Source organism: Candidatus Clostridium stratigraminis (genome assembly GCF_045310675.1).
In the GTDB taxonomy this organism is placed as follows: domain Bacteria; phylum Bacillota; class Clostridia; order Clostridiales; family Clostridiaceae; genus Clostridium_AT; species Clostridium_AT stratigraminis.
In genome coordinates this window covers 1-16,656 of the sequence record NZ_JBJHZZ010000011.1, presented here as the reverse complement: position 1 = coordinate 16,656, position 16,656 = coordinate 1, and the positions used below count along the sequence as shown (strand labels likewise).

The window sequence follows — 16,656 nt, the reverse complement described above, 5'->3', positions numbered from 1 at the left end:
ATTACATAATTTTATATAAAATAAAAAAAATAGGTGTTAGTACACATAGTCTAACACCTTTATGTTTAGAAATTATCTCTAAGGGGGATCTAACTTCTTAATATAATAATATCATGATATTGTTAAGAATTTGTTAATTAACAGTAACTTATTGGTTAACCAGTCATTTTTATGAATATTTATAGTTTTTATAGGGTTTTTTTGAATCTTCTTATAATTACTATTGAAAATGATAAATACATTTATACTGAAAATAGAATTAGTTAATTCTTAATTAATGCAGCAATCTAGTCCCTATTCTTCTGTCATATTCAGACCAAGCATCTAGTTCGGTTTTATCCTTTACCTGACCTAATTTATTAAAGGTTGCATCTACAAAATCAGCATAATGGACAATAAAGGCTTCCTCTGTATTGGGGGTTTTAGGAGATCCGAATTCCACTTTGCCATGATGCTGAACTATACAACCTTTTACCCTATTTTTAAAATCTTCACTATAAATATCTCCTCCGGCTTTAAAAGCTTCCTGTAGCATTGTTATTCCTATAACTATATGTCCTTCCATTTCACCTCTCGTAGAAACAGAAAAAGGACCATCTACATTATATTCTTCTATTTTTCCTATATCATGAAGTTTTGCAGAAAGAATTGCTAGGTCTTTGTACCTGCAGTCATATCTATAGGCAATTGCCTTGGCCATGTACATTACATTCAGAGTATGTTCTGCTAGACCTCCTATATAATTATGATGCTGATTAAGTCCACCTATCCCTCTTTTAAACCTTTCTACAAAAGTCTCATTATTAAAGAAATAATCATTTAAGGCCTTGCATTCCGTTGTTTTAAATTCCTCCTTGGAGATCTTATCCATCTCACTTAATATTTCTTCAAGGGGTTTACTTAAGCAAGGTAAAAAATCATCTAAATTAAATCTGCTTTCTCTTTTATATTTTGTTACCAGTAGTTCAAAGTTATTATTGCCTCTTATATTAATAACGTCTCCAACCTTTAAATTATCATCGGCTTCTGTAATTCTTGCCTTTAAATCCCCAGTCTTATCTCCTATGTAGACAGTTAAGTTCTTTCCTTCTTTAGCAAGAATCTTCATTATCATAAAAGTGCCATCTATAATTTCTTTATTCTTTAAATCCTTAACAAATGCAGATTTCATCTTTTTCCACCTTTCCTCTTAAAACTTATACACCTCCATATTATTTTTCACACTGTTAAAGATTCTATCCAAATTTGAAATAAATTTTATTAATAAATAATATGAAATTTAGTGAAAATATATTAAATATGTGGAACGAGCATATAGCGAGAGATAGAAGCTCTTAACGAAAGAATAGCCACAAAGCCTTAGTGTTGTTCGTCTGAATGAAATGAATTTACGAAAACACTTGGTTTTGTGGCTAATCTGAGCTTAGAGCTTCTTTCACAGCGATTAGCTCATGTAGCATATTTTATATATTGTATCGCATTTGCATCTTTATTTGTATTTTTTAAGGCTTTTCACCTACTGCTACTGGATTATTATCATAGCTTACCCAATCGCTCCAGCTGCCCACATAGAGCTTAGGCTTCATATTTATTTCGCTCATTGCTATGAAGTTGCCGCAGGCATCTATGCCTGAACCGCATTGCAAAGTAATATTTTTATATCCCTTGAGCATTCTAAAATGAACTTCTAAATCTTCTTTTGATCGAAATTCACCGTTTTCTTTTAATACATCCTTCCAATAATAATTCACAGCTCCAGGAATATGTCCTGCCTTTTTATCTATTGGCTCAATATCTCCCTTATATCTTTCCTTTGCCCTGGAATCAACTATAATAAAGCCTTCCTTACTCATGTTATTTCTAACTTCACTTATATCCGCAATTAAGCTTTTATCAAGTCTTAATTCAATTTTTCCAATTTCATTTTTCTTTACTTTCGTAGTTAACGGATAAGCATCTCTTTGCCAAGCCCTTATTCCGCCATTTAAAACATACACCTTATCATGTCCTATATACTTTAGCATCCACCAAAATCTTTCTGCACCTGCTAGTTGTGCCTCATCATAAGCAACCACTATCTTGCTCTTATCTATGCCTATATCCTCAAGTTTTTCTTTAAATACCTTAAGTGACGGCATAGGACTTCTGCCACCATACTCTTTAACTTCTCCTGCTAAATCTTTTTTTACCTCTATAAATTGTGCTCCTTCAATGTGACCTTCATCATAGACTCTTCTGCCATAATCCTTATCAAACAAATCCGCTCTGCAGTCTGCTATAACTAAGTCATTATTTTTAAGATGTTCATAAAGCCATTTCGGTGTAACTAAATTACTCATATTCTCACCTTTCACTTAAGTTTAACTTTAAAAATCTTTACATTTTCAGATATTAATTTATTCTTGATTGTATTCATCAATTATTTTCTTAGCAAGTTTTTTAATTGCACTAGCCTCAGCTATTAAAGTCATGACTATTAAAAAGACTTCTATTCTTTCTTTATCCTCTTCCCTAAGCTCACTGTCACTAATTAAATCATTAATTATATCTTCTTTAAAATGGTCTTCCTTAAGAAAGTTTTGAAACATCTCTTCTTGAAGATTTGAAAAAACCTTGTAGGCCATTTTCCAAGAAATAATATCATCACTATTATTATTAATATTATTAAAAGCAAGCTTGAAAACTTTTTTTATTTCTTCAGTTGTAAGAATTGGCCTCATATAACTTAATAATAAAAGCTGTGCCAGATGATCCTTGGTATAGCCCCTTTTCTTTCCGTCTTCAGGCTTTGATATTACTTCTCCCTTTATATAATTTTGTACAATATTAGTGGTGTATTTTTCATCCTCGAATTTATCATTTAGAAAATCTATTACCTGTGATAAAAATAAATCATACCTGGGCAAATCATCGTAGGATACTATTGTGTTACTTGAGATGTCAGCAGCCATTTTCTTTATAAAGTCTATTCCATATTTCCTGTTATCCTCCATCTTTACTCCTCCTTCATATTATATTTATATAATAAATAATTTAAAGATCTCTCATTAATTTACTTACTTATATTATAAGTTACTAATAAACCCATTACAAGTTATATTCTGTAAGAAATTATTTTTAAATTTAAAGAAAATAGGAGATAATGGGAGATATATTAAGGTACAATTGAACAAATAAATCAAATGGTTTTAATATGCATTATATAGGTTAATATTATACTTGTAATATAGTATTGTATAACCTATAATTAAAACATAAGTTATCTGAAACAAATTTAATCATAATCAAATGCATAAGGAATAAATATTGAATATGAAGTTTATATAAAAAGCTGTATAATTACATTATATTACTTTTTCTTGGGGGTGAAGGAAATTAATAAAAAAAATAGACTATTGTTCAGTATTATTTTGGCTGTTCTCTTTATATCAGTTGATGTTTTATCACCTGCATTTTTAAATAACTTTAAAGGGGATAGGCATTATAGCATTGTATATGCCGCAGGTAAATCAGGAGGTTTTAAATCTTCCAGCAGCTTTAGCAGCTCTAAATCTTCTTCAAGTGGGTTTAAATCTGGTAGTTACAGTACTCCTAAGTCCTTTCCTGGAAATTCTAGTTCTAGTAAATCATCTTCTAGCAGCTCTAGTTCTTCGAAATCATCTTCTGGAGGATTTAAATCAGGAGGCTTTAGCACTGCTCCAAAGAGTTCTTCAGGAAACACAGGAGGAACTTCCAGCTCAAGCGGCACCAAAAGAAGTATATTACCAATACCAATTCCTATTCCATGGGGATCTCATAATTCCTATTATGGAGGCTACTACAGTCCAATTCAGGCTGTAGGAAATATTTTCAGCAGTATTATTAGACTTATACTAACAATAATCGTAATAATTGTTATCTATAAGATAATAAAAAATTCAAGAAGAAGGTACTAGTCCAAAATGGACTTTTACATTAAACTTACAAACAAAATGTGTGTAAGCACAAATTATTTATTAAAATTTTAAGGAGGATTTTTAAAATGGGAGTATTCGGAAGAATGTCCAACATCTTTAGGGCAAAGGTAAACAGTGCAATTGACGATATGGAGAACCCAATTGAACTACTTGATCAGAAGGTAAGGGATATGGAAGAAATCTTAAACAATGCAAAACTTTCATCTGCTCAAATTCTTGGTAATGTTCATGAAATTGAAAAGAAAATGGAGGCTGCAGAAAAAGAATCTAAGGATTTCGATGAAAAAGTTAAACTTGCTATGAGTAAGGGTAATGAAGAATTAGCTAAAAAAGCTCTTGCAAAAAAACTTGAGGCTGATAAGAGTTATAGCGGCTTAAAGGTTAGCTTTGAAGAAGCCAGACAAAAGGCAGATTCAGTAAAAGCAAAGCTAAAAGAATTAGAGGAAGAAATAGAAAAGACGAGAAGATATAGAGACGAAGCTGCAGCAAGATATAATAATGCAGAAGCTAGTGGCAAAGTAAATGAAATACTTGCAAATGTAGAAACTAAGAGCAACAAAATAAGCGTAGAGGACATTGAAAGAAAAATTCAAAAGAAGGAAGCTTATGCTGAAGGTCTTGGAGAATTAAAGACAGATACATCTCTTGAAGATGAATTTAAAGAGCTTAATGAAGTAGATCTTGATGAAGAATTAAAAAAATATAAATAATAGGTGATTGCATGGGAAGAGCTGAAGATTTCCTAAAACATGAAAGAGAGCGTTATGGTAAGGTCTATGTGGACCTTACCTACGCTGTAGACAATATTTCTCCGTTTTTAGAAAATGGTGAACTTAATAAAAGAAAATATGTTACCAAGCTTTCTGTTCTTAAAAGGTATATTGATCTTATAGAAACAGCTGAAAGAGAAGCTCACAAAAAAGGTGGCTTCCTTAGTTTCTTTAATGATGACAAATATATTGACCTTTTAAATTCTTATAAACACGATAATGCTGATAGCTTAAATCAGCTGGAACACTGCAGTGAATGTGTTTATAGGAACTGCACCGAGAACAAATTTGACGGTTGCCTTGGCTGTCGCGAAAATTCAAGAATAGTTTTCTGTGATCATGAAAAAATAAATGTGACTATACATGATAATTGGATCTTAACTTTAAATAATGATAAAACTGGAGATATAGACAGATTTAATGTACTGGCTACACTTCAAAATGCTCTAAAGGATCAAAAGTATATAATAATTAAGAATTTGAGAACAGAGGAGAAATTTATACTTTATTATTACCCTGGTATCTCAGAGGACAGCTATGGTGAGATTACTGATGGAGAAGAATTTGATTTTATTGTTTCCACCTTTCAGAGTGTAGAGCAATAACTTAAATTAATAATTATAAAATTGGTTTTGCCTAATGGCAAAACCTTTTATTTTATAATTTGTATCAATATTATAAAATAAACATAATATATTATGGAACCATTTTTTCAGGAGGCTTCATTTGTTCTCTATAAAAAACAAATTAGATCCTAGTTTGAAAATTGCATTATCTAATAATTACTATAAGCACTATAGAGTAATTATTCAATGTAAAACCCTTAGAGAAAATATAGAGAAGAAGATAAAATCTTTTAAAGCTGAACTAATACATTCAATTCCCTCCTTAAACTGTATAAGTGCATATTTATCCGCGGGGAGTATTGAAAGGTTGCTAGAGTATCCGGAAGTATCCCATATATCCTTTGATACCACAGCCATTTTGTGTGGCAGCAGTGTATTAAGTGCAAATGGGATAAGTTCTCGTGAAAAGTACAATTTTACAGGAAAAGGTGTTGGAATAGGCCTTGTAGATACCGGAACATATCCTCATAACGACCTTATTCATCCTAACCACAAGGTTAAAAAATTTTTGGATGTCATTAATAATGTTAAGTATCCCTATGACGATAATGGACATGGTACCTTTTTAAGTGGGATAATTTGCGGAAGCGGTTATACTTCAAAGGGAATGTACAAAGGTATAGCAGAAAACAGCCATATTTATTCAATTAAGGCATTTAACAGCATTGGAAGGGGTTATATATCAGACATATTGTATGCAATAGATCTTATAATTAGAGAAAGGGAGGAATTCAATATAAGAATTCTCTGCCTTCCATTTGAAGTTTTAGACTATAACCAGTTTATTCTAACTCTTTTTAATAAATTATTTGATTTAGCTATTAAAAACAATATTGTTATTGTAGCTCCAAGCGGAAACAGCGGTCCAGGGGAAGGTACTATTAATGGAATTGCTACTTTGTCTAATTGTATTACTGTTTCCGGTTTAGATACTATTGCTAGTCCAAAGCCTTATATACACTCTTCCATAGGCCCCTTGTCTAAACTTGAGAAACCAGACTTATCAGCAGCCTGTGTGGACATTTGCTCTCTTAATACCAATAAAGCTTTTATCTCTGAAAGAAATGGAATAAAAATATATGCACCCCCTTTAGATAACCCCTATATTACCTACTCAGGAACTTCTTGCGCAGCAGCTTATATCTGTGGAGCATGCGCCTTGCTCTTAGAAAGTAAACCAGGCCTTTCCTTTAAAGATATCCGTTCGTTATTAAGGGTGTCATGTAAGGAACTAGAAATAAGTAAGTGGTGTCAGGGTGCAGGGGTATTAGACATAGGCAAATTATTCATTTAATTAATATTATTAATAAATATTAATAATTTGAAAATTATTGTTATCTCTATTTAAAAACTGGCTATACTATAGTATTATAAATGTAATAAATATTACCAATTACATTTATAAATAAAAAAATTAATACTTAGGAGGAAATATGATGTTTAGTGAAAAACTTACAGAATTAATAAACAACCAGATAAATTATGAATTCTTTTCAGAACATGTATACTTAGCAATGTCTGCTTACTGTGCAGATCAAGACTTAGATGGCTTTGCAAATTTCTTCAGAGTTCAGGCAGAAGAAGAAAGATTTCACGCTATGAAATTTTTTGACTATTTAGTGGATATGGATGTTAGAGTTAGAATAAATAATAATCCAGAACCAAGAAATGATTATGGCTCAATTCTAGAAGCCTTCAAGGCTGCTCTTCAGCATGAAAAATCAAACACTAGAAATATATATGCTATAGCAGATGCTGCCACAGAAGAAAGAAACCACGCTACAATGAGTTTCTTAAAATGGTTTATAGATGAGCAGGTAGAAGAAGAAGCAACTGTAAACACAGTCATTAAAAAGCTGGAGCGTATAGGCAGTGATAACGCAGCCTTATATATGCTGGATACAGAATTAGCTGCAAGAGTATTTGTACCACCAACTAACACTGCAGTATAACTAATTATTATAAAGTATAAATTTTAAAGAAATAACGTACTTTATATGATAAATGAGGATTAAAGAAGGCTTTGCTAAAGCAAAGCCTTCTTGTTTTTCAATCTTCATTTCTAAATATTATAATCTTTAAGGTTAATAGTTCTGGAATTTATTTACTCAAAAAAGCCACCGGGTTCTGAGCCACCCCATTTACTCTTACTTCAAAATGTAAATGAGGTCCTGTGCTGTTTCCTGTACTTCCCACTAAGGCTATTTTATCCCCCTTGTTAACCTTCTGCCCTACAGTAACATCAAGCCTGCTACAATGACCATATATAGTAATGAGCCCATTTTCATGCTGAAGCTTTATAACATTTCCATAGCCTGTTTCCCACCCCGAATATATTACCTTTCCATCTAAGGCAGCATAAATTGGATCTCCCATATTAGCTGCAATGTCCAAGCCTTCGTGCATTTTTCCCCAACGCATTCCGAAGCCTGAGGATATAGTTCCTCTAGAAGGAGTATAAAATATTACTGCAGCCACAGCTCCTGGGCTTTTACTCCCCTGTAATACTACCTTGTTTCTTGGCTCAACAGTAACTTTCTCGCTGTTGACTCTTGTACTTAGCACTTTACTATTTATCATTTGTATTTCCTTTGTTACAGTCTTTTTACCTTCCTTTCCATTATCTATAAGCTTGCTCTGCCCTACGGTCATATCATCTGACCACTTAATAGAAATTGTTGATGATATAACCTCGCTGTTTTCCTTTATACCTTTGAGTGCATAAGCAACTAACTGACCCTGTGCTTTTTCATTTACTGCTTCTATTCTATTTACTACAATAGGTATGTCATCTATTTGAGACATGGGCACTCTTTTCTTAACGTATTTAATATTTGTCTTTAAATCACAACTTTTAACTTCCAAACCACTTTTAGTAATATAATTGTTTTTAACGTTTTCTAGTATTTTGTTTCCCTCATCTTTACTTGCAACAACTGCAAATTCTCTTCCATCCGCCATCATTGCATAGGCGTCAATTAATATACCTGAATTGTCAACAATTGATTCTTTTAAAAATGAATCATCAGTTATTAACTCTTCATTTATCTTTACCGTATTTATTGTTAGAGAATTCTTAAGCTTTAAAGTAGAAAATCTACTTGATAGTTCTTCTACTATGTTATTTACTAAATCCAAATCCTTTTTATCATTATTTATATAGGCTATTACCTTCTTATCTATACATATTTCATAGGCGTTAGGCTCATTAACACTGTACAATATGCTGGATATGCATAAAGTTGCTGAAACAGCCATAATGCTTATGGCTTTTCTACTGATTATACAATGACTCAAGGTTATCTCTCCTTTCACCTTAGATAATATACCCAATATTTCCATAATTATAATTAAAATTGCAAATAAAGCTTTAATATAATAAATTTAACTTATTGTTCACATCTTTGATATGTTGAGTAACTGCCTGTATTTTGTTATAATAAATTGGTACAATACAAGATGTTGTATAAATTCAATAAGAAAGGTTGCGGTGAAATGAGCACTTTTATGTTTAAAAGCAAAGCTCAAAACTTTACACCTGTCAGCAACATTTTTATAGATAATTACATGACAAAAGCTAGAGGAGACTTTGTTAAGGTTTATCTATTAGGTTTAAAATACTGCATAACAGGTGAAATTGGAGTTAGTTCCTCAATTCTTGCAAGTACACTGCACCTATTAGAAACCGATGTGCTAAATGCATGGAATTATTGGAATGATGAGGGTGTCATAAAAATGATGCCCATTGATAACATGGGTAATTTCAATATTCAATTCATGGATTTAAGCGAGAAAACTAATGCTAGTGATGATAATATAAACTTGCTTCAGGAATTAAACAACAACTCAACAAAGGGTATGCTTCAGGATATTGAAAAGCTTTTGGGACGGCCTCTTTCTCCTAAAGAAATGAGCCTTTATATTGGATGGCAGAAGGAATATAATTTCCCTCAAGAGCTGATTTTGCTGCTTATTCAATATTGTGTTTCTAAAGGCAAAACTGACTATAGGTATATAGAGAAAATTGCAATTGGCTGGTTTGATTCTAAAATAATAACAATAGAAGAAGCTCAAGCTTATATAAAAAGACATGAAGATAAGTGGATAAAAATCCGAAAGATACTTAATTATCTTGGTATAAAAGATGGAGAGGTAATGAAGCCCCAAGAGGATATGCTTGATAAATGGATAAATACTTATAAATTCCCTCTTGAAGTAATATATAAAGCTTGTGATATATGCTTTGAAAGAATCAACAAAGCTGAGTTTAAGTATATTGATGGCATACTTACAAGTTGGTTTAAGGACGGTATAACTTCCTTAGATGATATCTCAAAAAAAGATATAAAATCACATTCTCCTAAGAGAAATAATGTCTATAATAAACAAAATAATAACAGCACCTTTAATAACTTTGAGCAGAGAACTTATAACTTTGATGAATTGGAAAAGAAGCTTCTAGGCTGGGAGGATAACAATGATTAATGGTTACCAAGCTGAAATACTAACAATTTATGAGAATATAAGAGAAGAAGAAGCTAAAAATTTAGCTTCAAGAAAGCAGGAAATAGAAAAAAAGCTTCCTCTGGTACTAGAGCTTGAACGAGAAATCGGTAAACTTTGCGTAGAACTTTCTTTAAGCTCCTTTAAGGATATTCAAAATCGAGACCAATATCTAGCTATGTTAAAGGAAAAAATAACTGATTTAAGAATTAAGAAATCTGAGCTTCTTTATAAAAATGGTTACCCTATTAACTATTTAGATTTACATTATAGGTGTGAAAAATGCAAAGATACAGGCTTTATTGGTAATCAAAAGTGTTCTTGTTATAAACAAAACTTAGTTAAAATATATTACAAGAATTCTGAACTAAGTATTCTCACTAAGGATAATAACTTTGATAACTTTAAGGTTGAGTACTATTCTACAAGAAAAAATGAAAATGAACATGAAAGTCCAAGAAAGAACATGGAGAAAATATTTACTCGTTCTATGAATTTCATTAGAACCTTTGGTGACACTCATGAGAATATGCTGTTCTACGGAAATTCTGGAACTGGAAAAACATTTTTATCAAATTGTATAGCAAAGGAGCTTCTAGATAAAGGTTATCTTGTTGTCTACAGAACAGCTGACAGCCTCATTCAAAATCTAAAGCATATTCTCTTTGATGGAGACGAAGCTCTAGAGGAGCTTATAATAAATTGCGACTTACTCATAATTGATGACCTTGGAACTGAACAAATTACTGATTTTTCGAAAACAGAATTATTTAATTTATTAAACAAAAAGCTATTAAATGGCAAAAATATGATCGTTTCCACTAATTGCAAGCTAGAAGAACTACTTCAGATTTATTCTGAAAGAATAAGTTCCAGACTTCTTGGAAACTTTGGACTTTATAAGTTCTTCGGTGATGATATAAGGATAAAAAAGAATTTAAGCAAGGCAAAGTAAAAAAGTTTGGCAGAGGTATAAAAATATTCTGCCAAACTTTTTTATAAATTATTTTCTCCTAAGTATGTATGATTATATTTCCATCTACCATTTTTGCCCTTACCTTATTAGAAGCCTTCATTATTTCTAGAAATTGCAGTGGTAATTGAACTCTACCATATCTGTCTAGTACAAGATATTCTTCATGAGTATCTCCACTACTAATATCTGTAAATAGCTCTTCTTTATTTATGCAATCATTATCATACAAAGCCTTGGATATAAGTTCCTTTGATATCTTGCCGTCACTTATTGCCACCACTCTATTAACCTTATGAGCAACCTGCATATCATGAGTAACCACAATAATTGTAAGCTTTAAAGCCTTGTTTAAGTCATTAAAAAGCTTAAATATGGAACTACTTGTTTTACTATCTACTGAACCTGTTGGCTCATCTGCAAGTAGTATTTTAGGATTATTAGCAAGTGCTATTGCAATGGCTACTCTTTGCTGTTCTCCTCCTGAAAGCTCGCTAAGCTTGCTATTTCTTCTGTGTGACATTTCAACTCTCTCTAATAGATCTAATCCCCTATTTTTATCTTTTTTAGAACCTTTAGAAAAGCCTAATACTACCTCTATATTTTCAAGTGCCGAAAGATGCCCTAAAAGATTTCTAGCATTGTTTTGCCACACAAAGCCTACTTTATCTCTTTTATATTCTCTCATCTGTCTTTCAGTAAGTTTAAACATATCTATGCCATCTATAAAAAGCTTCCCTGTACTGGGCTTATCTAAGCCTCCCAGTATATTTAAAAGAGTTGATTTCCCACTTCCACTGCTGCCTATAATAGCAAGAAATTCACCTTGTGCTACAGTTAAGTCTATACCTTGTAGCGCAAAAACCTCTATCTCATCTTCTTTATATATCTTATATAAATTATCACATTCTATAATATTCTTACTCATTCACAAGTTCACCATCCTTAAGATCGTAAACAATATCTGCTGCTGGAATAAGCTTAGGATCATGGGTAGTCAAAATTATAGTTATGTCTTCTTTTTCTATTATTTCCTTGAAAATCTTTATCATCTTTAGCCCTGTATGGAAATCTAGCGCGGAGGTAGGTTCATCGGCAAGGATAATCTTTGGTTTATGTACAATTGCTCTTGCTATACCTATTCTTTGTAGCTCACCTCCAGAAAGTTCCTCTGGATAATGATTAAATTTTTTTGAGAGTCCCACATAATCAATACACCGCTCAACTCTAATCTTCCTTTCTTTTTTAGAAATTCCATTAAGTCTTAATATTAGTTCTACATTTTCATATACAGTCATGTTAGGAATCAATGCTCCTGTTTGAAACACAAATCCAAACAGACTTTGCCTCGTTAAATTTCTTTCTTCCTCCTTTAGACTAACTGTTTCCTTATCAAATATACTTATCTCACCAGAGTTTGGATTATCAATCAGTCCTAGCAAATTAATAAGGGTAGTTTTCCCTGAACCGGAACGGCCTCTTAATATAGTAAGGGATCCTTTAGCTATTTCAAGAGAAATATTTTTTACAGCATGAATAGTTTCATTTCCTACCTTAAAATTCCTGCAAACCTCATGGGTTTTAATAATTGGATTCATATCAATCATCCCCTAACTTAATTGCTTGATGCATCTTTAACTTTGATATGTATATTTTTAAAATAATAAATGAAATAATAAAAATCACTAAAAGTATAACAGAAAATTGTAAGTACTCATATAAATAGCTTAGGTTTTTTACAGGTATAACATATCTATTCTTATACCACAGTTCCTTAACTAATGGTATAAATAACCAGCTAGTAATATTACCGACTCCTATTCCAATCAATATAGATACACCTAAGGTTAAAAATTGCTCTATTAATAAGGTTTTACTAATCTCCTTTGAGGATATACCAAGCGACCTATATATGCCAAAACTTAGCTTTCTGGTCTTTAAGGATATAATCCAATAAATAATAAAACCCAAAATAGCAATGGCCCCAATTGATAAAAAGCCAAGATTTAATATAGAGTTTGTTCCCTTAAGAAAAATATCATTCTTAGCATAATAATTTTCAATGTTAAGATTCTTAAATTCTGTAATCTGGAGCTTCTCATTTCTTATAGAAGAATATATAACATCATCAGATATATTAGGCTTTTTCTTCATCCATATTTCATAAGGATAAATAGGACTTCTGCTAAACAAATAATTAAAATTACAAATAAGTAGACTCTTATTTTGTAAATTGCTATAGCCTGGCCAATAATCAACTACTGCATAAACAGTACTTTGTATGTTAAGACCTTGATTAATACTGTAATATACAGTATCTCCAACCTTAATCCCAGATACATCACTAAGACCTTTTGAAATTATAACAATATCCTTCCTATTAGTCATTGCATTAAGATAGTTAAACCAATGTGTAGTTAAAAGCTGACTGTCAAAATAGGCGATCTGACCAAATTCATTTGGAATTATACCCATTATGTCTGCACCCATGCCTCCATTACTTGCTAAACCAATCCGTCCGCCACTTATATTAGCTACCCTTGTAAATTTCTCAATTCCTTCCACCTTAGAATACTGAGAATAAGAGGGTTCAATATAGCTATATAAATTAGCATTCTTATCCACCTCTATTTCACCATTTGTATTAGCTAACTTTTCCCACTTTCCCGTTAAAATAAAATCGGCTCCAGTAGTATATTTTACTGTATTAATATAGGAAGTGTTAATATCCTTTGCAATATGAAGATTAAAGATACCTATAGCTACAGTAATAACCACAAAAAGAAGTGCAATACTATTTTTTAAGTGATATCTAAGGAGATTGATAATAGCTATATAAAGCGTAGTAAAATAGTTGTTTTTACCGATCTTAAAGCATAACTTTGCTATATACCTATAAAGCCTAAGAAGAAACATACCTGCTCCTATAATAAACACAGAAGAAGTAAGATATAGTAACGGATCTAATGGAGCTTTTGCTTTATTTACTTCACCTAAAATAAGCACATTCTTATTTATGGCATAATTATAGTAACCATATACTGAAATAATAAGAAGAATAAAATCCATATATTTATTACTAAAAATAAATTTAACATATCTATTATTATTTCTCTTCACATCCACAATTGATTTTTCCGAGGCAAAATGAACTGAAAGTAATAGGATGCCTAATAAAACAATAACAGCCACTGCAGCTAAAATATATATTTTATATGTAAAACTTATATTTATTTCCTGATCTTTGCTAAATACTAGGAAACCGTCAGAATAACTAATTACCTTGCATAATATTATGCTTAAGATTGGTCCTGCCAAAAAGCCTATAGAACTTAAAACTAACCCTTCATTTAAATATATTCTTATAATCTCAAGCTTACTTGCACCTCTACTCTTTAATACAGCTATCTGTTCCTTATCAGCCTCCACGACAAAACAAGATATCATCCAAATATAATATAAAACCACAATTAAAACCGGAATTAAAAATATCCACATAACTGTTTTGTAAAGCCCCTCTTTATCCACATAATCCTTTAGATTATCTGAAACTGTGCATAAAACCCTACTACCAGTCCTTGCAGTAAAAGTATCACTCAGAATTTTTCCATAATCATAGGCTAGCTTTGCATTACTTGTATTAATAGATTTCACATCATAAATAGCCTCTAAACCTATATTGTTAAATAACCTTGTATACTCCTCATTATTTTTTAATAAATTTGCAAAAGCGCCTTCAGTTACAATAAACTTGCAATAAAAATTAGTGCCTTTGTCTAACCAAAATCCTTCTTTCTTATCTTTTATATCAAAAACTCCTACAACCTTTAACCTAAGAGGCTTCGCTTTATTTATATTTGTTACTTCATAAGATTTATTTAGCTCCAAATTAAAATTATTAAAGGTACTCTCATCCGTAATAACTTCAACTTCATTATTTTTAGAAAGTATATTCGTTCCCATCTCACCTTTAATAAAATTGATATGCTTATTAATATCAGAAATATATTCTATTTGGTTCTTTGAAGAAAAACTTTCATTTTCGCCTTTGTTATAGGCATATGTTATATTATCTAACGTCAAAGTAGCCTTCTCTGCTACAATTGACAAACCAAGCTTTTTATCCTCAGCAAAGAAACTTTTTTTTGCATTCTTATAATCTTCAAATAATGAGTTAAAGTCTACATTATAATTAAAATTTTTAGTAATCTTAAGTGCTGCTGAATACGTATAATCATTATTCAAATTATTTATCTCTATCTTATTTTCAGCTGACTTAAAAATATTTTGAATATAATTATTAAGTACACTTTCAGAAAACATAGGTACTGCACAAATAACGGCTATAGTAAAGATAAAGCCTACCACTAAGCATAGGCTAAGAACTTTATTCTTTAAAATATTTTTAAAAGTAATTTTTAACACAGCTCTTTCCTCGCTCTTCTAATTTAATACTATTGTATCACCCTCAGATAGCCCACTTGTTATTTCAATATTATCTCCATCTTGAATACCAGTTTCTACATATTTTTCTATGATATCTCCATCATTTGATATCCTCACATAAGGATGGTCCCCCACTGCGAATCTTACTGCTTTATAAGGCACAACAATAACCCCCTCTTTCTTAAGAAAAGTGCAAGTTATAGTTACTACATCTCCTACATTCAAACCCTTTGCACTTTCCAAAAACTTAACTACAATCTTAGTATTTTGAGTAGTGCCTTCATTTGCAGTTGTATTAGATACTATTTCACCTTTATAATCCTTTTCATTACCTTCTATCACTGCCTTAATACCAACTGCATAATCTTTTAGACTTCCATCACTTTGAACTTGAATTGAATTCATATCTGCCACAGTTGCAATAGTTTGAAATCCGCTTATGAATTGTGATATCTTTACATCGGCAACAAAAATTACTTTTCCAGCTGCTCCAGCTCTAAGCACAGAATCCTTTAATTCATTATTAAGCTGTTCCATTTTCAAATTTTCTGCCTGAAGAGCTAATGATGCTTTTTGCTGTTCTATATCTGGATAGTTATTTTTAACTGCATTATCATAGGTAAGTTGAGCTGCTTTCACACTTAAAGCCTCTAGTTTTATACTGTATTGCAGATCCGTTGTGTCTAGTTCTGCTATAATATCTCCTTTTTTTATTAAATCTCCCGCCTTCACATTAAGCTTTGAAAGGTAACCGCCTTTAAACTTAAAGCATAAATCCGTTTTAATTGCAGGTACAATAGTTCCATTAGTTTGTCCAACTTTTTCAATACTACCCTTTCGCACCTTTTCAGTTTTTAAATTTTCTGCCACAGGACTCACAAGCACAGGTATCGACTTATCCTCCTTTTTAGCTGAACTACAGCCTGCAAAACCTACTGAAATAACAAGACATATCCCCAAAATTAATGTCTTTCTTATTTTATTAATCATGATATCCCCCCCATAAAATTTAGATGCTATTCTAACTTATTTATAGAACTTATTTTTCAAATCAAAGTTTTCAATATGGCACTTGAAATTTTTGATTGTATAATATCACAATACTACCACAAAATTACTTGTTTGTTAAATGTTTTCCCCTCTATATATCTTTACCATATCAATACCTGTTATTATAAAGTACGTATAAAAATAGTGTTGTAATTCCTATGGCTTTAAATATGGACAGAAAAATATAGTTAATTGTGATTATATATCACAATTAACTATATAAAAAAATCCTAAGCTTATAGCTTAGGATTTTTCTGGCGACCCAGAAGGGGCTCGAACCCTCGACCTCCGGCGTGACAGGCCGGCACTCTAACCAACTGAGCCACTGGGCC

15 protein-coding genes and 1 tRNA gene are annotated in these 16,656 nt (G+C 31.5%); 7 read left to right on the top strand and 9 right to left on the bottom strand.

The window, feature by feature from the left end; translation table 11 throughout:
* Window positions 1–274: 274 nt before the first annotated feature.
* The 3 genes from ACJDUG_RS13430 to ACJDUG_RS13420 form a co-directional block, all read right to left on the bottom strand.
* Complete coding sequence (locus ACJDUG_RS13430; protein WP_406770393.1) at window positions 275–1,171, bottom strand: HD domain-containing protein; 897 nt, start codon at window positions 1,169–1,171, stop codon at window positions 275–277.
* 331 nt (window positions 1,172–1,502) lie between these two features.
* Window positions 1,503–2,339, bottom strand: coding sequence for a sulfurtransferase (locus ACJDUG_RS13425; protein ID WP_406770392.1), 837 nt, complete (start codon window positions 2,337–2,339; stop codon window positions 1,503–1,505).
* Window positions 2,340–2,396: 57 nt separating this feature from the next.
* Window positions 2,397–2,993, bottom strand: coding sequence for a DUF1836 domain-containing protein (locus tag ACJDUG_RS13420; RefSeq protein ID WP_406770391.1), 597 nt, complete (start codon window positions 2,991–2,993; stop codon window positions 2,397–2,399).
* Between the two features lie 402 nt (window positions 2,994–3,395).
* On the opposite strand from ACJDUG_RS13420, the gene ACJDUG_RS13415 reads away from it, so the two are divergent.
* From ACJDUG_RS13415 to ACJDUG_RS13395, 5 genes are all read left to right on the top strand, one after another.
* Entirely contained in the window at window positions 3,396–3,935 is a 540-nt protein-coding gene (locus ACJDUG_RS13415) for a hypothetical protein (protein ID WP_406770390.1), read from the top strand.
* 86 nt (window positions 3,936–4,021) lie between these two features.
* Complete coding sequence (locus tag ACJDUG_RS13410) at window positions 4,022–4,666, top strand: PspA/IM30 family protein (protein WP_406770389.1); 645 nt, start codon at window positions 4,022–4,024, stop codon at window positions 4,664–4,666.
* An 11-nt stretch (window positions 4,667–4,677) separates the two neighbouring features.
* Complete coding sequence (locus ACJDUG_RS13405) at window positions 4,678–5,331, top strand: DUF1292 domain-containing protein (protein ID WP_406770388.1); 654 nt, start codon at window positions 4,678–4,680, stop codon at window positions 5,329–5,331.
* Between the two features lie 121 nt (window positions 5,332–5,452).
* Window positions 5,453–6,646 (top strand): S8 family serine peptidase, encoded by a 1,194-nt coding sequence (locus tag ACJDUG_RS13400; protein ID WP_406770387.1) that lies wholly within the window; start codon window positions 5,453–5,455, stop codon window positions 6,644–6,646.
* A 142-nt stretch (window positions 6,647–6,788) separates the two neighbouring features.
* Window positions 6,789–7,304, top strand: coding sequence for a ferritin (locus ACJDUG_RS13395; protein ID WP_406770464.1), 516 nt, complete (start codon window positions 6,789–6,791; stop codon window positions 7,302–7,304).
* 148 nt (window positions 7,305–7,452) lie between these two features.
* Here ACJDUG_RS13395 and ACJDUG_RS13390 read toward each other — a convergent pair whose 3' ends face one another.
* Window positions 7,453–8,649 (bottom strand): M23 family metallopeptidase, encoded by a 1,197-nt coding sequence (locus ACJDUG_RS13390; RefSeq protein ID WP_406770386.1) that lies wholly within the window; start codon window positions 8,647–8,649, stop codon window positions 7,453–7,455.
* A gap of 198 nt (window positions 8,650–8,847) precedes the next feature.
* Here ACJDUG_RS13390 and ACJDUG_RS13385 point away from each other — a divergent pair, with 198 nt between their 5' ends.
* A complete protein-coding gene (locus ACJDUG_RS13385) occupies window positions 8,848–9,837 on the top strand; it encodes a DnaD domain protein (protein ID WP_406770385.1) in 990 nt (329 codons plus the stop codon).
* A complete protein-coding gene (locus ACJDUG_RS13380) occupies window positions 9,830–10,810 on the top strand; it encodes an ATP-binding protein (RefSeq protein WP_406770384.1) in 981 nt (326 codons plus the stop codon). Before ACJDUG_RS13385 ends, ACJDUG_RS13380 begins: the two co-directional genes overlap by 8 nt.
* A gap of 58 nt (window positions 10,811–10,868) precedes the next feature.
* Here the strand turns inward: ACJDUG_RS13380 and ACJDUG_RS13375 are convergent, their stop codons facing one another.
* The 5 genes from ACJDUG_RS13375 to ACJDUG_RS13355 form a co-directional block, all read right to left on the bottom strand.
* Window positions 10,869–11,756: an ABC transporter ATP-binding protein gene (locus ACJDUG_RS13375; RefSeq protein WP_406770383.1), complete on the bottom strand. Its 888-nt coding sequence runs from the start codon at window positions 11,754–11,756 to the stop codon at window positions 10,869–10,871.
* Window positions 11,749–12,426, bottom strand: a complete 678-nt coding sequence (locus ACJDUG_RS13370; protein ID WP_406770382.1) for an ABC transporter ATP-binding protein — start codon at window positions 12,424–12,426, stop codon at window positions 11,749–11,751. Before ACJDUG_RS13370 ends, ACJDUG_RS13375 begins: the two co-directional genes overlap by 8 nt.
* Window position 12,427: 1 nt before the next feature.
* On the bottom strand, window positions 12,428–15,253 hold the full coding sequence (locus ACJDUG_RS13365; RefSeq protein WP_406770381.1) for an ABC transporter permease: 2,826 nt from the start codon (window positions 15,251–15,253) through the stop codon (window positions 12,428–12,430).
* Window positions 15,254–15,271: 18 nt separating this feature from the next.
* Entirely contained in the window at window positions 15,272–16,264 is a 993-nt protein-coding gene (locus ACJDUG_RS13360; RefSeq protein WP_406770380.1) for an efflux RND transporter periplasmic adaptor subunit, read from the bottom strand.
* Window positions 16,265–16,579: 315 nt separating this feature from the next.
* Window positions 16,580–16,656: transfer RNA gene (locus tag ACJDUG_RS13355), tRNA-Asp, on the bottom strand.

What these genes read in the sequence shown, in the direction of transcription:
- ACJDUG_RS13430 (WP_406770393.1), bottom strand. Translation starts at nt 1,171, where the DNA reads ATGAAATCTGCATTTGTTAAGGATTTAAAGAATAAAGAAATTATAGAT.
- ACJDUG_RS13425 (WP_406770392.1), bottom strand. Translation starts at nt 2,339, where the DNA reads ATGAGTAATTTAGTTACACCGAAATGGCTTTATGAACATCTTAAAAAT.
- ACJDUG_RS13420 (WP_406770391.1), bottom strand. Translation starts at nt 2,993, where the DNA reads ATGGAGGATAACAGGAAATATGGAATAGACTTTATAAAGAAAATGGCT.
- ACJDUG_RS13410 (WP_406770389.1), top strand. Translation starts at nt 4,022, where the DNA reads ATGGGAGTATTCGGAAGAATGTCCAACATCTTTAGGGCAAAGGTAAAC.
- ACJDUG_RS13405 (WP_406770388.1), top strand. Translation starts at nt 4,678, where the DNA reads ATGGGAAGAGCTGAAGATTTCCTAAAACATGAAAGAGAGCGTTATGGT.
- ACJDUG_RS13395 (WP_406770464.1), top strand. Translation starts at nt 6,789, where the DNA reads ATGTTTAGTGAAAAACTTACAGAATTAATAAACAACCAGATAAATTAT.
- ACJDUG_RS13385 (WP_406770385.1), top strand. Translation starts at nt 8,848, where the DNA reads ATGAGCACTTTTATGTTTAAAAGCAAAGCTCAAAACTTTACACCTGTC.
- ACJDUG_RS13380 (WP_406770384.1), top strand. Translation starts at nt 9,830, where the DNA reads ATGATTAATGGTTACCAAGCTGAAATACTAACAATTTATGAGAATATA.
- ACJDUG_RS13375 (WP_406770383.1), bottom strand. Translation starts at nt 11,756, where the DNA reads ATGAGTAAGAATATTATAGAATGTGATAATTTATATAAGATATATAAA.
- ACJDUG_RS13370 (WP_406770382.1), bottom strand. Translation starts at nt 12,426, where the DNA reads ATGAATCCAATTATTAAAACCCATGAGGTTTGCAGGAATTTTAAGGTA.
- ACJDUG_RS13360 (WP_406770380.1), bottom strand. Translation starts at nt 16,264, where the DNA reads ATGATTAATAAAATAAGAAAGACATTAATTTTGGGGATATGTCTTGTT.